Below are 15,884 nucleotides of genomic sequence, written 5' to 3'. Positions count from 1 at the left end.
GGCATGCATCGCATCTACCTCGAGCTCGGGCCGAAGAGGGTCTTCGCCTGCTCCCTCGACTGGCCCGGCTGGTGCCGCGTCGACAAGTCGGAGGAGCTGGCCATCGGCAGGCTCGTCGACTACGCCCCGCGCTACCGGGTGATCGCCGAGCGGGCCGGGCTGGCCTTCGAGCCCGGCGAGCCCGGCGAGCCGGTGGTGGTCGAGCGGGTCAAGGGCAGCGCCACCACCGACTTCGGCGCTCCCGACGCCGAGCCCGACGCCGACGCCGAGCCGGTCGATCCCGCCACGGCGGCCCGCGACGTGGCGCTGCTGCGGGCGGTGTGGGCGCTGTTCGACGAGTGCGCCGCCGTCACGCCGGAGGAACTGCGCAAGGGGCCGCGCGGCGGCGGGCGTGACAGGTCCAAGATGGTCGCCCACGTGACGGAGGCCGAGCGCTCCTACGCCCGCCAGCTGGGCGTGCGCCATCCGCCCTTCAAGTCGACGGCCGACCGCGACGCCATGCGCGAGGAGGTGGCGGCGATCCTGCTGGCGGGTGGGTCGGGCGCCTGGTCGAGCCGCTACGCGACCCGCCGGATGGCCTGGCACGTCATCGATCACCTGTGGGAGATGGAGGACCGCAGGTCGTTCTCGTAGGCGAGGATGACCAGCTGGACCCGGTCCCTGACGCCGAGCTTGGTGATGGCGCGGGTGATGTGCGTCTTGACGGTCAGCGGGCTGATGACCAGGTGGCGGGCGATCTCCTCGTTCGACAGGCCCGCGGCGATCAGGCCCACGACCTCGAGCTCGCGTGCCGTCAGCGCGTCCAGGGACGCCGAAGGCTCCGGCCGGTTCGCGAAGCGCTCGACCACCCTGCGGGTGACGCCGGGCGACAGCAGCGAGTCGCCCGCGTGGACCACGGCGACCGCACGGCGCAGCTCGGCGGGCTCGACCTCCTTGGTCAGGAAGCCGCTGGCGCCCGCGCGCAGCGCGTCGAAGACGTTCTCGTCGGTGTCGAACGTGGTCAGGATGATGATCCGGCAGCCGGGCAGCTCGGCGAGGATGCGCCGGGTGGCGGCGATGCCGTCCGAGCCGGGCATCCGGATGTCCATCAGCACCACGTCGGGCCTGAGGCGCAGCGCCTGCCGTACGGCCTCCTCGCCCGTGGCGGCCTCGCCGACCACGGTGATCTCGTCGTCCTTGGCCAGCAGGGCGCGGAAGCCGGCGCGCACCAGCGCCTGGTCGTCGGCGAGCAGCACGTTGACGGTCATACCGGCAATCCTGCCCTGACCGCGAAGCCGTCGTCGGCCTCGATCTCCAGCCAGCCGTTCAGCGCGGCGACCCGCTCCCTCATGCCGGTCAGGCCGTGGCCCTCGGTGTAGGGGACGGGTCCGGTGCCGTCGTCGACCACCTCGACCCGCACCTGGCGGGCGGAGTAGTCGAGGTGGACGAGCAGCCGGCGCGCGTCGGAGTGCTTCAGCGCGTTGGTCATCGCCTCCTGGACGATGCGGAAGGCGGCCATCGCCTGCGCGGCGGGCACCTCGGTGGGGTCGCCGCGCTCGTCGAGGGTGACGTCGAGCCCGGCCTCCCTCGCCCGCGACACCAGGTCGGCGATCGAGGAGAGCTCGGGCTGGGGCTCGCCCGACACGTCGCGCAGCACGCCGATCAGTGACGTGAGGTCGGCCATCGCCTTCTTGCGGACGCCCGAGGCGACCTTGATGGACTCCTGCGCCTCCGCCAGGGAGTCGGCCTCGGCGGCGACGTTCAGGTGCAGGCCGACGACGGTGAGGGTGTGCGCGACGACGTCGTGCAGCTCGCGGGCGATCTGCAGCCGCTGCTCGGCCAGCCTGGTGGTGGCGGCCTCGCGCAGCCTGGCCTCGTGCTCGGCACGCCAGCGCAGGTGCTGGCGATAACCGTGGGCCAGGGCCAGCACGAGCGCGAGCCAGAGCAGCTCGGCCCCGCCCCTGGCCAGGTCCATGGCGGGCGCGTGCGCCGCGGCCAGCGTGAGCGCGCAGATCGCGGCCGTCCAGGGCAGGCTCGCCAGCCCGGCGGTGAAGACGGCCACCGTCATCGGCCAGATGACGCCGCCCCCGAACAGCCCGGCGTACTGGGCGCCGGTCAGCACCGCGGCCGACAGCGCCAGCACGACCACCGGGTGCCGCCGTCTGGCGAGCAGCAGCAGGCCGAGCGCGATCGCGACGGGGATCGTGCCGCTCCAGGTCAGCGGGGCGCCCACCGAGGCGATCGAGGCCAGGGCACAGGTCATGGTGAGGACGGCGAGCACGGCGTCGAGCCGCGCGAGGGACACGGACATGCCGCGTACGTTAACGAGAGCGGCGCTCGGCGTCGTCCTCCCCGTGCGGTGACCTGACTACTTCGATCGATGTATGAGGCGGGGCAGCGAGGTGATGTGCTCGGCCAGGTAGGCGCCCAGCGCCTCGGGCACCAGGTGCCGGGAGGTGATCTCGGCGGGGTCGAGCCTCAGCCGCTCGACCTCGTAGACGCCCCGTGTGGGGTCGTCCCACTCGGGACCGTGGCGCAGGGCGGGGTCCATGGAGACCAGGCGGCAGCCGTACACGTGCTGGGTCTTCACCGCGCCCTGGTAGGCGTAGGACAGGGTGGTCAGCGGCGTGACGGCGGAGACGACCGCGCCCAGTTCCTCCAGCAGCTCCCTGTGCAGGGTGTGCTCCAGGCTCGCGTCTCCCGGCTCGACGTGCCCGCCCGGCACCGACCAGTACAGCCGTCGGCCGGGGACGGTCCGCCGGAAGACGACGAGGCGCTCGTCGTCATCGAGCAGGACACCTCGGACACTCGGTCGCATAATGACTCCCCATCTCCCTGAGGTAGCCTAACTTACGGTTGCGTAGCTTGAAGGAGATGATCTTTATGGTGATGAGTCAGACCGAACTCCTGCACGAGCTGGAGCCCGTGGTGGCGGGCGAGCTCGACCGCCACCTCAAGGTGGCCAAGGAGTGGTTCCCGCACGAGTACATCCCGTGGAGCGAGGGCCGCAACTTCGACGGCATCTTCGAGGGCGACGCCTGGCAGGAGTCCGACTCGACCATCCCCGAGGCGGCCCGCATCTCGCTCATCGTCAACCTGCTTACCGAGGACAACCTCCCCAGCTACCACCACGAGATCGCCACCACCTTCGGCCGCGACGGCGCGTGGGGCACCTGGGTGGGCCGCTGGACCGCCGAGGAGGGCAGGCACGGCGTCGCCATCCGCGACTACCTGACCGTCTCGCGCGCCGTGGACCCCGTCGCGCTGGAGCGCGCCCGCATGGTCCACATGGAGGGCGGCTTCCAGACCGAGTACGGCACCATGCTCCAGCAGCTGGCCTACGTCTCCTTCCAGGAGCTGGCCACCCGAATCTCGCACCGCAACACCGGCAGGGCCTCCGGCGACCCCACCTGCGAGCGGCTGCTCGCCAAGATCGCCGCCGACGAGAACCTCCACATGCTCTTCTACCGCAACCTGCTCAAGGCGGCCTTCGAGCTCGACCCGAACCAGACGATGCGCGCTGTCACCGACGTCGTGACGACCTTCCAGATGCCCGGCTCCACGATCGAGGGCTTCACCCGCAAGGCGATGATCATCGCCCACGAGGGCATCTACGACCTGCGCCTGCACCTCGACGACGTCCTCATGCCGGTGCTGCGCCAGTGGGCGGTCTTCGACAAGACCGACCTCGACGGCGACGGCGCGAAGGCCCGCGACGAGCTGGCCGCCTTCCTCGAGAAGACCGAGGCCACGGCCACCAGGTTCGTCGAGCGCAGGGAGGAGCGCAGGGCGCGCGCCGCCGCCATGCGATGATCTCCGAATGGTTTTGATGTTCGCCGTTCCCCTCGCGGTGACGCTGCTCCTGCTGGCCACGGCGGCGCAGCGGCTGCTCGGCGTCCGATTCGGCGCGGTCCGCACGGCGCTGGCCGCGCTGCTGGCCCTGGCGCTCGCCGGGCCGTTCCTGTCGCCGGTGGTGCAGTCGTTCGAGCACCTCGACGTCCGTGAGGACCCCGGCATCGGGCCGATGTGGGTGCTGATCCTCGTCTCGATGTGCGTGGTGCTGATCCCCATGGTCATCCTGGTGATCGGCGAGGCGCTCGTGCCGCCGGGCTCGATCCCCGGGCCGATCGAGCTGGTCAGGTCGCTGCGCGGGCGCCTGTCGCGCGCCCGCCGCTACTCCCAGATCACCAGGATCGCCTTCAGGCACGGCCTCGGCCCCTACCTGAGGGGAAGGGGCGGCGACCCCGGCGACAGGAGCGGCAGGGCGCGGCTGGCCCGCTCGCTGCGCGAGGCGCTCGACGACGGCGGCGTCACCTTCGTCAAGCTCGGTCAGGTGCTGTCGACCAGGCGCGATCTGCTCTCGCCCGAGTTCATCGACGAGCTCGGGCGGCTGCAGGACCACGTCAACCCCGCGCCGTGGGAGCAGATCTCCCAGGTCGTGGACCTCGACGCGTTCGCCTCCTTCGACCGCACCCCGCTGGCCGCCGCCTCGATCGCCCAGGTCCACGCCGCCCGCCTGCACAGCGGCGAGGAGGTCGTCGTCAAGGTCCAGCGCCCCGGCATCGGGGCGGTCGTCGCCCAGGACCTCGACATCGTCGCCAGGCTGGCCGTCACGCTGGAGACCAGGACCAAATGGGGCCGCTCGCTCGGGCTCAGGGAGCTGGCGGCCGGATTCGCCGTGGCCCTGCGCGAGGAGCTCGACTTCCGCGTCGAGGCGGCCAACATGGCCGCGGTCGCGGCCTCCGGCGGCGGCGCGGTGACCTACCCGACACCGCACCTCGCGCTCTGCACCGACAAGGTGCTCGTCATGCAGCGCCTGTCGGGCAAGCCGCTGACCACCGCGCACGACACCGAGGGCCCGGCGCTGGCCCGCACGCTGCTCGACTGCCTGCTGCGCCAGATCCTGCTCGACGGCGTCTTCCACGCCGACCCCCATCCCGGCAACATCATGCTGCTGTCCGACGGCTCGGTCGGCCTGCTCGACTTCGGCTCGGTCGGCCGTCTCGACGCCTCCCTGCGCGCGGCGCTGCAGCGCTTCCTGCTGGCCATGGACCGGCAGGACCCTCTCGGCGTGACGGACGCGCTGCTCGAGGTCGTGCCCAGGCCGGAGGACATCGACGAGGCGGCGCTGGAGCGGGCGCTCGGCCAGTTCATGGCCAGACACATGGGGCCGGGGATGGACAGCGCCGCCATGTTCACCGACCTGTTCAGGATCGTCTCGGAGTACGGCCTGTCGATCCCGCCGGAAGTGGCGGCGGTCTTCAGGGCGCTGGCCACGCTCGAGGGGACGCTGGTGCGGCTGTCGCCCGGCTTCAACCTGATCGGCGAGGCCAGGGCGTTCGCCTCCCGCTACCTGGCCGAGCAGATCGGCCCCACCACCGTGAAGGACGCGGTGGCCCAGGAGGTCACCGCCCTGCTGCCGATGCTGCGCCGCCTGCCCAGACGGGTGGAGCGCATCGCCAGCGCGGCCGAGCACGGGCGCTTCTCGATGAACGTGCGGCTGCTCGGCGACGAGCGCGACCGCCGCTTCCTGACCGGGCTGCTGCACCAGGCGCTGCTGACGGTCCTGGGAGCGACGGCGGGCCTGATGGCGGTGATGCTGCTGGGCACCGAGGGCGGGCCCTTCGTGATCCCCGGACGGATGTCGCTGTACGAGCTGATCGGCTACAACCTGCTGGTGATCAGCGCGATCCTGGTGCTGCGCGTGCTGATCCTCGTCTTCCGCCCCCGCGAGTGAGCGGTCAGATCTCGCGGCGCAGCCGCTTGACGTCGCCGCGCTGCTTCTTGGCCGTGAGCCGCCGCTCGACCGAGCCCCTGCTCGGCTTGGTGGGACGGCGGCGCTTGGGCGGAGGCGCGATGGCCTCCCGCACCCGCTGAGCCAGCCGATGCGCGGCGGCCTCACGGTTGCGCAGCTGCGAGCGGTACTCCGACGCCGCCACCGTGATCACCGGCGACGGCAGCCGCTCCAGCGCCCTCGCCTTCAGCGCCTCGGGCAGCGCCGAGGTGGCCGAGACGTCGAACAGCAGCTCCACCCGGCTGTCGGTGGTGTTCACCCCCTGACCACCCGGCCCCGACGAACGGGAGAAACGCCACACGAGCTCGTCGCCCGGAATGGCGATCGAGTCGTTGACGATCAACGAGCCTGTCATGCGGAACACCTCCTTCTCCGGAACCGTATCTGGGTGACATATGCCCGCGGCAACGGAATTTTCCCCTGCAACCATTCCGCAAGCCGCCGATGGCACTATTTCCCGAAACGTGGGGAGTGATCATGGTGGGCATCGTCGGTGTGCACGGCATCGGCAAGTACAAGTACTACCTCCAGGCCGGCCGGTCCGTGCCGGGCGCGGCGGAGGCGATGCGGGTCAAGTGGGACCGCTATCTCGCGGCGGGACTCGGCGGCGACTCCAGGCTCTCCTTCACCGAGGTGGCGTACTACGCCCATCACCTCAACGACCACGGCAAGGCCGGGCGGGTGGCGGAGATGCGCGCCGAGGAGGAGCGGGTCTTCGTCGAATGGGCCAGGCAACTCGGGGTGGGCGAGAGCTTCACCGGCGCGCTGAAGGCGTTCACCGGCTGGCTGCTGGCCAGGCTCGACACCAGGGCGGCGGCCTTCGCCGCGCTGTTCTGCCCCGAGGTGGCCGCCTACCTCACCGACGAGGCCAGGCGCGAGCGCTGCCGTCAGGACGTCGCGGAGGTGCTGAGGAGACGCGCGCCGCGCGTCGTGGTCGCGCACTCCCTCGGCAGCGTCGTCGCCTACGAGACCCTCCACGCCAACCCGGACATCGAGGTGGACCTGCTGGTCACCCTCGGCAGCCCGCTCGGCATGCGGAACGTGGTCTTCGAGCGCCTGTACCCGGCTCCGGCCGACGGCAGGGGCGAGCGGCCCAAGGGCGTGAAGCGCTGGGTGAACATCGCCGACAGGCACGACATCGCGGCCATCCCGCCCAGGCTCGGCGGCTGCTTCACGGGGGTGGACGCCGAGGCGCTGGTCGATCTCGACTGGCTGGACTTCCACACGGTGGAGAAGTACCTGGGCTGCGGGGCACTAGATCCGCACCTGCGCCCATTCCTGGCATAGTGTCGCGGGTGGAAAACGCCTTTCAAGTGGATCTGCGAGGTGTCGTCGACCTCCTGAGCCGCCACCTCTACTCCAGTCCTCGCGTCTACGTGCGCGAACTGCTGCAGAACGCGGCCGACGCCATCACCGCGCGCGGGGAGGGCGAGGGCCGGATCGCGATCGAGGTCCACGAGGGCAGCCCGGCCGGCCTCGTGCGTGTGCACGACAACGGAGTCGGCCTGACCGAGGACGAGGTGCACACGCTGCTGGCCACGATCGGCCGTTCCTCCAAGCGCGACGAGCTCGGCTTCGCCAGGCACGAGTTCCTCGGCCAGTTCGGCATCGGGCTGCTGTCGGGCTTCCTGGTGGCCGACGAGATCCACGTCGAGACCAGATCGGTGACCGGCGCCCCGACCGTGAGCTGGATCGGCAGGTCCGACGGCACCTACCGGGTGGCCCTCTCGCCCGCCGAGCGCGAGGAGCCGGGCACCACGGTCACGCTCAGGGCGCGCAGGGACGCGGCCGAGTGGGTCGACGAGCGCACCGTCACCGAGCTGGCGGCGCTCTACGGCTCGCTGCTGCCCGGCAGGGTGAGCGTCAACGGCGTCGCCACCACCGTCGAGGGGCCGCCGTGGCTGGCCGCGCACGACACCCCAGACGCCCGCAGGGCCGCGCTGCTGGAGTACGGCAGGCAGCTGTTCGGGTTCACCCCCTTCGACGTGATCGACCTCGACGTGGCCGAGGCGGGCCTCACCGGCGTCGCGTTCGTGCTGCCCAGCCCCGCCAACCCGACCGCGCGCGCCACCCACCGCGTCTACCTCAAGCGCATGCTGCTCACCGAGCGCGCCGAGGGCGTGCTGCCCGACTGGGCGTTCTTCGCCCGCTGCGTGCTCGACGCCGGTGAGCTGCGCCCGACCGCGAGCCGCGAGGCGCTCTACGAGGACGACCTGCTCGAGCACACCCGCGACCAGCTCGGCCGCCAGCTGCGCGAGTGGCTGGTGAAGCTGGCCGAGACCGACCCGGCCAGGCTGCGCGCCTTCCTGCGCCTGCACCACCTCGGCGTCAAGGCCCTCGCCCTGCACGACGACGACATGCTGCGCCTGGTCGACAGGTGGCTCGAGTTCGAGACCAGCGACGGCCCCATGACGCTCGCCCAGTTCAGGACCCGCCACCCGAAGGGCCGCTTCACCTCCAGCGTGGACGAGTTCCGCCAGCTGTCGGCCGTGTCCGGCGCGCAGGGTGTCGGCCTGGTCAACGGCGGCTACGTCTACGACAGCGACATCCTGCAGCGCCTGCGCCGCATAGACCCCGACGTGGGCCTCGACCGCCTCGACCCTGGCGAGCTGGCCACCCACCTCGGTCCCGTCGACCCCGGCGCCGACCTGGCGGCCAGGCCGTTCGTCACCGCCGCGGCCCGCGTCCTCGACCCGCTCGGCTGCGAGCTGGTGCTGCGCGACTTCGACCCCGCCTCGCTGCCCGCCCTCTACCTGACCAGCCGCGCGGCCGAGCACCAGGCCGAGCTGCGTGAGGCCCGCGAGGCCGCCGACGACCTGTGGGCCGACGTGCTGGGCGCCATGGAGCGGACGGTCGCCGCCGAACGCCCCCGCCTGGTGCTCAACCACCGCAACCCCCTGGTGCGCCGCGTGGTCCTGCTCAAGGACCTGTCGCTGGCCGCCACCGCCGTGGAGGCGCTGTACGGCATGGCGCTCCTGCACGGTCACCACCCCCTGCGCGCGGCCGACACCGCCGCGCTGAACCGATCGTTCCTCGGCCTGCTCGACTGGGCCGTCCTCGGCAAGGAGTGACCCGATGGCCGACCCCATGGCCGATGTGGAAGAGATGCTCGACCGGGCCCGCGAGATGCCGTACGGCGAGGCCCGATCGATCCTGCTCGAACAGGCGCTCAAGGCGGCGGCCCACGACAGGGAGCTGGCCTTCGAGGTGCGGCTCGAGCTGACGGAGGCCTACCAGTACGGCGCCGAGCCCGCCAAGTCCTTCGCCACCTTCTCCCGCAGCGTCGCCGAGTACGACGCCGACCCCGGACGCTGGTCGGACTGGCACACCTACAGCCTGCTGTGGCAGTTCAAGTGGATCGCCGGCGACATGCGCCGCTTCCCCGAGGTCCCGCTCCAGCGCGCCTACGACGCGCTGGCGGAGATGGAGCGCCGCTACGCCGAGGCGGGGTACGGCCTGCACGCCGTCCACACCCAGCGCACCTACGTCGCCCAGCACGTCGGCGACAGGGCGGCGGCCGAGGAGTGGTTCCACAAGTGGCAGACCACCCCGCGGGACGACCTGTCCGACTGCGAGGGGTGCGACCCCAGCGGCAAGGTCTGGCACCTTGCCTGGACGGGCCGCGACGAGGAGGCCATCGAGCTGGCCGCGCCGGTCGTCGCCGGACACCTCACCTGCCATGTCCAGCCGCAGGGCATCCTGAGCAACCTGCTGCTGCCGTACGTGCGGACGGGGCGGCTCGAGGAGGCGGCGGCGGCGCACCTGCGCGCCTACCGGCTGGTCCAGGGCGACGCCAACTACGTCGACGACTTCGGCGACCACATGGAGTTCTGCGCGCTCACCGGCAACGAGACGCGCGGCCTGGAGATCCTCCAGCGCGAGCTGCCGCTCCTCGACCGCTCGCCCACGCCCAGCGACCGCATGCACTTCGCCGGCTGCGCCGCGCTGCTGCTGCGCCGCCTCGAGGACCTCGGGCACGGCGGGCTGACCGTCCGCCGCGAGGGCGCCGACGTGCCGCTGGAGCGGCTGCGGGCCGAGCTGGAGCGCGACGCCCGCGACCTGGCCGCCCGCTTCGACGCCCGCAACGGCACCGGCGAGCAGAGCCGCAGACTGGAGGCGCGCCTGGCGGCCGAGCCGCTGGTGGATCACCTGCCGCTGACCCCGCACGCCCGCAGGGTGATGATCCCGGTCACCCCGCCCGTCGCGCCGCCCGCGGCCGCGAGCCCGGCCGAGCTGCTCGACCTGGCGGAGGCGGCGTGGCGGCGCAGCGACCTCGACACCGCCTTCGCCGCATGGGAGCGCTACGACGCCGTCGGCGGCGCGCCGAACGGGCGGCGCACGGACGCGCTCGGGCTGGCCGCGGCCGTCCAGGGAGATCCCGAGGAGGCCAGGCGGCTGTGGGAGCGCGCCGCGCAGCGGCACGCCGAGGCGGGCGACGAGGTGCGGCGGCAGACCACGCTCGGCAGGATCGGCCTGCTCACCCAGGACCTGGCGCTGGTGGAGGAGACTCACCGGTGGCTGACGGCCCACGGCGACGAGAGCAGGCGCAGCGGTTCGCTGTCGCGGCTGGCCCAGGCCTACGCGGCGGCGGGCAGGACCGACGACGCGGTCGCCGTGCTCAAGGACGCGAGGGAGGGCACGCTGCTGTCGCTGCTCGCCCAGCTCCAGGCCGACGAGCCCGCCGCCGTGGAGACGGCCCGCGCGGCGCGGCAGGCGCTCAGGTCCGAGGGTGACGTCCTCACCCTCGCCAGGACCGCGCTGCTGCACGGCCGGCTCATCCAGCGGCACGGCGGCGACCTGGAGGAGCTGCTCGGCGCCCTGGGCGAGGTGCTGGCCGTCGCGCCGCGCACCGAGGCGGGGTTGCGCGCCGTCGCGCACGCCACCAGGGGCGAGGTGCTGGTCATGGTGGACCGCGCCGCGGAGGCGGCGGAGGACCTCATCGAGGCCGTGGCGCTGTTCACCGCGCTCGGCGGCCAGGGCGACGCCGCACTGGCCAGGGTGGACCTGGCCGGCGCCTATCTGGCGACGGGCAGGCCGATGGACGCCGCGGTGACCGCCGAGGAGGCCCTGGCGCTGCTCGACCCGGACGACCTCGACAACAGGACGGCCGCCCAGTGGGCCCGCGCCAACGCCCTCGGCCTGCTCGACGACCACGAGGGCGCGCTGGCCGACTTCACCGCGCTGATCTCGCTCTACCGGGACCCGATGCAGGCGGCCAGGGCCGCCGACTCGGCCGCCCGCGTCCTGGACCGGCTCGACCGCGACGCCGAGGCCGCGGAGACCTTCCTCATCGCCGCCGGGTACTACCAGGCGGCGGGCAGCCCGCTCGAGCAGGGGCAGGCGCTCCGGCGCCACGCTCTTTCGCTGCACTGGAGCGGTGAGGGAGAGAAGGCGCTGGTGGCGGCCGACCGGGCCCGCGAGGTCATCGGAGACGACCTCCTGGAGCTCGGGCTCCTCGCCTACGACAGTGCACGCATCCTGTCGGGGCTCGAACGCACCGCCGAGGCGATCGACAGTGCCAGGGAGGCGGTCGCCAAACTCGGTGAGGTGTGCTCGCCGGCGGCCGAGGACGCGAAGGAGCTGCTGGCCTGGCTGGAGGACTGATGTTCACCTCCGCTTGACTCGGCTGTCATGGCCGGGTCAGCGGAGCAGGACATACCTTGGGCGTGGAACGCAGAACCTTCCTCGCCGCGACGGCCGCCTCCTTCCTCCTTCCCCCCTCCAGGTCCCTGGCCGGTGACCCCTTCACGCTGGGGGTCGCCTCGGGAGACCCCTCCACCGACGGCTTCGTGCTGTGGACCCGCCTCGCGCTCGACCCGCTCAGCGGGGACGGCCGCGGCGGCATGCCGTCCCGCTCCTTCGACGTCGACTGGCAGATCGCCACCGACGAGCGCTTCTCCAAGGTCGTCAGATCGGGCACCGCGACCGCCTCGGCCGGCGCCGCGCACAGCGTGCACGTCGAGGCCAGGGGGCTGGAGCCGGGCCGGGAGTACTTCTACCGCTTCAGGAGCGAGGGCAGGCTGTCGCGCGCGGGCCGGACCAGGACCACGCCGGTCGGCGCGCAGCCGCTCAACTTCGCCGTGGCCGCCTGCGCGCACTACGAGCACGGCTACTACACCGCCTACCGGCGCCTCGCCGAGCAGGAGCCCGACCTGGTCGTGCATCTGGGCGACTACATGTACGAGTACGGCCCGAGCGGTTACACCGCGCTGGCCGGCAGGGTCCGCACGCACACCCCGGGCAAGTGCGCCACGCTGGCCGACTACCGGCTGCGGCACGCGCAGTACAAGAGCGACCGCGACCTGCAGAAGGCGCACGCCGTCGCGCCGTGGCTGGTCTCCTTCGACGACCACGAGCTGGAGAACAACTGGGCGGGCCCGGTCTCCAGCACCGGCGCGCCCGACTTCGCCCGCCGCCGCGCCGCCGCCTTCCGCGCCTACTACGAGAACATGCCGCTGCGCAGAGCCAGCCTCCAGGGAGCCGTCCTGCGGGTGAACAGGCGGGTCTCCTGGGGCACGCTGGCCCGCTTCCACCTGCTCGACACCCGTCAGTTCCGCGACGACCAGGCCTGCATGGACGGCGTGCGCGCCTCCTGCGACGAGCGCCTGTCGGCCCGCCGTACCCTCCTCGGCGACGACCAGCGCCGCTGGCTGTCGGAGGGCCTGCGCTCCTCCACCGCCCGGTGGAACCTGCTCGGCCAGCAGATCATGATGGCCCAGCGCGACTACAAGGTCGGCCCGGGACGGGAGGTCAACCTCGACTCCTGGGACGGCTACGCGCCCGAGCGGACCAGGCTGCTCGGCTGGCTCCAGCAGACCGCCAACCCCGTCGTGCTGACCGGCGACGCCCACATGCACCACGCCGCCGAGCTCAAGCTCGACTTCGACGACCCGTCCTCGCCCGTGGTCGCCCGCGAACTGGTCGCCTCGTCGATCGCCAGCGACGGCGACGGCTACCGCGACAAGGCCTGGATCGCCGAGGCGCTGGCCGAGAACCCGCACATCTCCTACATCGACCAGCGGCGCGGCTACCTCGCCGCCAAGCTCACCTCCACCGAGCTGTCCGTCGACTTCCGCACCCTCGACTACATCTCCCGCAAGGGCGCCCCCGCGAAGACCACCAGGACCGTCACCATCCAGGCGGCCGATTCGAGCGGATAAATCCCGTTGCGCGAGGCGGGTGGGCTCCGGATACCTTTCGGCCGTGACCTTTCCCCTCTCTGACACCGAAGAGCAGTACGACGCCGTCCGCAGGGACGAGGTCGCGCTGCGGCCCGGCGTCGACGCGCTGCTCTCCTCGCTCGGCCACACCGGCGACGTCCAGCGGTTCGCCGGCGGCTCGCTGCCCGTCTACGCCGTGGGCGACGATCTGGTGCTCAAGCTCTACCCGCCGGTCTACGCCGAGGAGACGGGCCTGGAGAGCGGCGTCCTCGACGCCGTCCACGGGCGCCTCCCCGTCGCCACGCCCCGCGTCGAGGCGGTGGGCGAGTACGACCGCTGGGGCTACGTGCTCATGGAGCGCCTGCCCGGCGCCGAGCTGAAGGACGTGTGGCCGACCCTCGACCTGGCGGCCAGGCACGACCTCGCCGCGCAGCTGGGCGAGGTGTTCGCCGCCCTGCACGGCCTGCCGGTCCCCCACGTCGAGGGGCTGCGGTTCGACGACTGGGACGCCTTCGTCAAGGAGCAGAAGGCAGGCGCGGCCGAGCAGCAGCGGGCCAGGAAGCTCGGCGAGGAGTGGATCGAGCAGATCCCCGCCTTCCTCGACAGCGTGACCCTGCCCGCCGGCGCGCCCGTGCTGCTGCACACCGAGTCGATGCCCGACCACTTCCTGATCGGCGACGACGGACGGCTGTCGGGCCTGTTCGACTTCGAGCCCGCCCTGCGCGGCGCCTGGCAGTACGAGTTCGTCGCCCCCGCCGTCTTCTTCACCGGCGAGGGGGTGCTCGCCCGGATCCTCAGCTCGTACGGCAAGCAGCTCGACGCCCGCACGATCATGGCGTACACGCTGCTGCACGAGTACAGCCACCTGCCGTGGTACATGGAGGTGCTGCCCGAGTCGAAGGCCACCACTCTGGACGATCTCGCCCACGACTGGTGGGATTGATCCCCATGAACTGGGTGCTGTTCGACTACGGAAACGTCGATCCGCCGCCAAGGCGGATCGACGTTTGGTAGGTTCATCGCGTCAGGTACCGCCGGACGGGCGGGAACGGAGCCGGAAGGCTCGAAAGCCTGTGGAGACCCGGTAAGACCGCCTCGGTGGCGCAGGTCGGTGAAGCAGGAAGCCAAGGAGGTGCCGCATCCGTGCGGCACGGGCCGAAATTCTCGGCGTTTACGCCGGGGAGCGCGTCAATGGAAGCACCGTCTGGAGTTCGACAGGGGACGCTCGACCCCCAGGAGTACTGGTCGCTCGCGCTCGACCGGCTGCCGTGGATGGCGCGGGTCGAGCCGCGCTTCTACAGCGGCAGGATGGGGCTGGTGAAGCCCGACAGGGAGATCTTCCTCGCCGTCCTGGAGGGGGCTCGGGGCCGAGCCCGGCGAGGTGACGTTCGTCGACGACCGGCTGGAGAACGTCGCGGCGGCCGAAGCGGCGGGTCTGGTCGGGGTGCACTTCCGCGACCCGTCCGACCTGGCGCCACTGGTCGGCTGACGCTGGTCGGCTGACGCTGATCGGCTGAGCGGCGCATCAGCCGAAGGCGTAGCCGAATAGGCCGGGACCGCTGGAGAGCGTGCGCGCCTTGGCGGGGCGCAGGCCCGCCGAGGAGCCGGGCACCAGCGTGACCACCCCGCGCCCCGGCGCGGCCACGACCAGGCCGTGCACGGGGCGGCGGACCGACAGCGTGCGGTAGCGGCCGACGGCGGGCAGGGCGGCGAGCGAGGCGCCGAAGTCGCGGCCCCTGCCCTTGACGAGCAGGTCGCGGTGCCTGCTCAGCCCGCCCCGCCGGCCGCCGGCCAGCACCTGCACCGCGCTCTCGCCCGGCACCCCGACCGCCAGCTCGGCGTCGCCGTCGCCGTCGAAGTCGCCGGTGGCCAGCGCAGCGCCGAACCTGTCGGAGTAGCGCGGCGTGCCCTTGAGCAGCCGCTGCGTCCACGCCTCCCAGCGGCCCGTGCCGTAGCGGACGTGCACCATGCCGTCGCCGTAGTCCATGGCCCGCTGGTTGGCGCTCAGGCCCTCGCCCGGCACGCCGATCGCCAGGTCGTCGCGGCCGTCGGCGTCGAAGTCGGCGACGGCGAGCGAGGCGCCGAAGGCGTCCCACTTCTCCGCGGCGCCCTTCACACCGGGACTCGACTGCGTGTACTGCGTGTTCCGGCGGCTGCGCGGGTTCACGACCGTCACCGAGCCCTGCCCGTCGAAGCGGACGGTGTCGGCGGGCGCGCCGATCGCGATCTCGTCCTTGCCGTCGCCGTCGAAGTCGCCCGTGGTCAGCGCGGCGCCGAACTGGTCGGTGACCACGCCCCGCTGGCGCAGCCCCTTCTGAGTGATCTGGTACCGCGCACGGCCCTTGAAGCCGTGGACCATGACCGCGCCGCCGCCTCCCGTCGCGGGCGCGCCGATCACCAGCTCGTCGGCGCGGTCGCCGTCGAGGTTCCCCGCAGCGAGGGCGGCGCCGTACCGGTCGGAGCCGTGCCTGGCGGGCGACAGCTGCCGTCCGGCGGTGAGCCCGCGCGGCGAGCCGTGGAAGAGCTGGACGGCCCCGTTGCCGTCGGCGCCGGGAACGGGCGTGCCGAAGAACTCCTCCGACACCCCGACCGCGAGGTCGCCGCAGCCGTCGCCGTCGAAGTCGCCCGTCGCGAGCGCCGAGCCGAAGGAGTCGCCGTTCTCGGGATCGCCGGGGACGCCGGGTGTGGCCTGGGACAGGCGGTCCTTGCGGCCCGAGCCGTACATGATCGTGATCGCGCCGGCGCGGGCGTGTCCGTCCACGCTCTCGTACGGCGCGGCGATCGCCAGATCGGCCAGTCCGTCACCGTCGAAGTCGGACGGGCGCCCGCCGCATTCCCTCATCGAGGCGGCGGCGGGAGTCGTCGTGGCCGGTGGAAAGAGCGGCAGCGTGAGGCAGGCGGCGGCCAGCAGGGCGGTGCGAGAGACGTTCATGCCCGGATGGTCCCCAGGC

Annotated in this window: 13 protein-coding genes; 8 read left to right on the top strand and 5 right to left on the bottom strand. The window is 72.4% G+C overall.

All coding sequences use genetic code 11. The features are described 5' to 3' along the window. The first annotated feature begins 3 nt into the window (after window positions 1-3). Complete coding sequence (locus tag H4W81_RS19285) at window positions 4-633, top strand: hypothetical protein (RefSeq protein ID WP_192776098.1); 630 nt, start codon at window positions 4-6, stop codon at window positions 631-633. Here the strand turns inward: H4W81_RS19285 and H4W81_RS19280 are convergent. Genes H4W81_RS19280 through H4W81_RS19270 form a run of 3 tightly spaced genes read right to left on the bottom strand, consistent with a single transcriptional unit; the run spans window position 594 to window position 2,797 of the window. Beyond that, window positions 594-1,247: a response regulator gene (locus H4W81_RS19280; protein WP_192776097.1), complete on the bottom strand. Its 654-nt coding sequence runs from the start codon at window positions 1,245-1,247 to the stop codon at window positions 594-596. The two genes, H4W81_RS19285 and H4W81_RS19280, sit on opposite strands and share 40 nt — an antisense overlap. Then, complete coding sequence (locus H4W81_RS19275) at window positions 1,244-2,290, bottom strand: sensor histidine kinase (protein ID WP_192776096.1); 1,047 nt, start codon at window positions 2,288-2,290, stop codon at window positions 1,244-1,246. Before H4W81_RS19275 ends, H4W81_RS19280 begins: the two co-directional genes overlap by 4 nt. 57 nt (window positions 2,291-2,347) lie before the next feature. Continuing rightward, window positions 2,348-2,797 (bottom strand): NUDIX domain-containing protein, encoded by a 450-nt coding sequence (locus tag H4W81_RS19270; protein ID WP_192776095.1) that lies wholly within the window; start codon window positions 2,795-2,797, stop codon window positions 2,348-2,350. A gap of 65 nt (window positions 2,798-2,862) precedes the next feature. Here H4W81_RS19270 and H4W81_RS19265 point away from each other — a divergent pair, with 65 nt between their 5' ends. Continuing rightward, on the top strand, window positions 2,863-3,792 hold the full coding sequence (locus H4W81_RS19265; RefSeq protein WP_192776094.1) for an acyl-ACP desaturase: 930 nt from the start codon (window positions 2,863-2,865) through the stop codon (window positions 3,790-3,792). Window positions 3,793-3,808: 16 nt separating this feature from the next. Beyond that, window positions 3,809-5,716 carry an ABC1 kinase family protein gene (locus tag H4W81_RS19260; RefSeq protein WP_225958696.1) on the top strand — a complete coding sequence of 636 codons (1,908 nt, stop codon included), beginning with the start codon at window positions 3,809-3,811 and terminating at the stop codon, window positions 5,714-5,716. A 4-nt stretch (window positions 5,717-5,720) separates the two neighbouring features. On the opposite strand, the gene arfB is transcribed toward H4W81_RS19260, so the two are convergent. Next, window positions 5,721-6,128 (bottom strand): alternative ribosome rescue aminoacyl-tRNA hydrolase ArfB, encoded by a 408-nt coding sequence (gene arfB, locus H4W81_RS19255; RefSeq protein WP_192776092.1) that lies wholly within the window; start codon window positions 6,126-6,128, stop codon window positions 5,721-5,723. 122 nt (window positions 6,129-6,250) lie between these two features. Between arfB and H4W81_RS47360 the strand changes: the two genes are divergently transcribed. From H4W81_RS47360 to H4W81_RS19235, 5 genes are all read left to right on the top strand, one after another. Next, window positions 6,251-7,060: a hypothetical protein gene (locus tag H4W81_RS47360; RefSeq protein WP_225958695.1), complete on the top strand. Its 810-nt coding sequence runs from the start codon at window positions 6,251-6,253 to the stop codon at window positions 7,058-7,060. Beyond that, window positions 7,060-8,844, top strand: coding sequence for an HSP90 family protein (locus H4W81_RS19250; RefSeq protein ID WP_425574692.1), 1,785 nt, complete (start codon window positions 7,060-7,062; stop codon window positions 8,842-8,844). The genes H4W81_RS47360 and H4W81_RS19250 overlap by 1 nt, the downstream gene beginning before the upstream one ends. Window positions 8,845-8,848: 4 nt before the next feature. Beyond that, entirely contained in the window at window positions 8,849-11,377 is a 2,529-nt protein-coding gene (locus H4W81_RS19245) for a hypothetical protein (protein ID WP_192776090.1), read from the top strand. A 62-nt stretch (window positions 11,378-11,439) separates the two neighbouring features. Next, window positions 11,440-12,933: an alkaline phosphatase D family protein gene (locus tag H4W81_RS19240; protein ID WP_318781819.1), complete on the top strand. Its 1,494-nt coding sequence runs from the start codon at window positions 11,440-11,442 to the stop codon at window positions 12,931-12,933. A gap of 43 nt (window positions 12,934-12,976) precedes the next feature. Beyond that, complete coding sequence (locus H4W81_RS19235) at window positions 12,977-13,876, top strand: phosphotransferase family protein (protein WP_192776088.1); 900 nt, start codon at window positions 12,977-12,979, stop codon at window positions 13,874-13,876. A gap of 582 nt (window positions 13,877-14,458) precedes the next feature. Here the strand turns inward: H4W81_RS19235 and H4W81_RS19230 are convergent. Beyond that, entirely contained in the window at window positions 14,459-15,865 is a 1,407-nt protein-coding gene (locus H4W81_RS19230; RefSeq protein WP_192776087.1) for an FG-GAP-like repeat-containing protein, read from the bottom strand. Between the last annotated feature and the right edge of the window lie 19 nt (window positions 15,866-15,884).

Source organism: Nonomuraea africana (assembly GCF_014873535.1).
GTDB classification, from domain to species: domain Bacteria; phylum Actinomycetota; class Actinomycetes; order Streptosporangiales; family Streptosporangiaceae; genus Nonomuraea; species Nonomuraea africana.
Note: the sequence above shows the minus strand (reverse complement) of the source record. Positions and strands in the feature narration are given on the sequence as shown.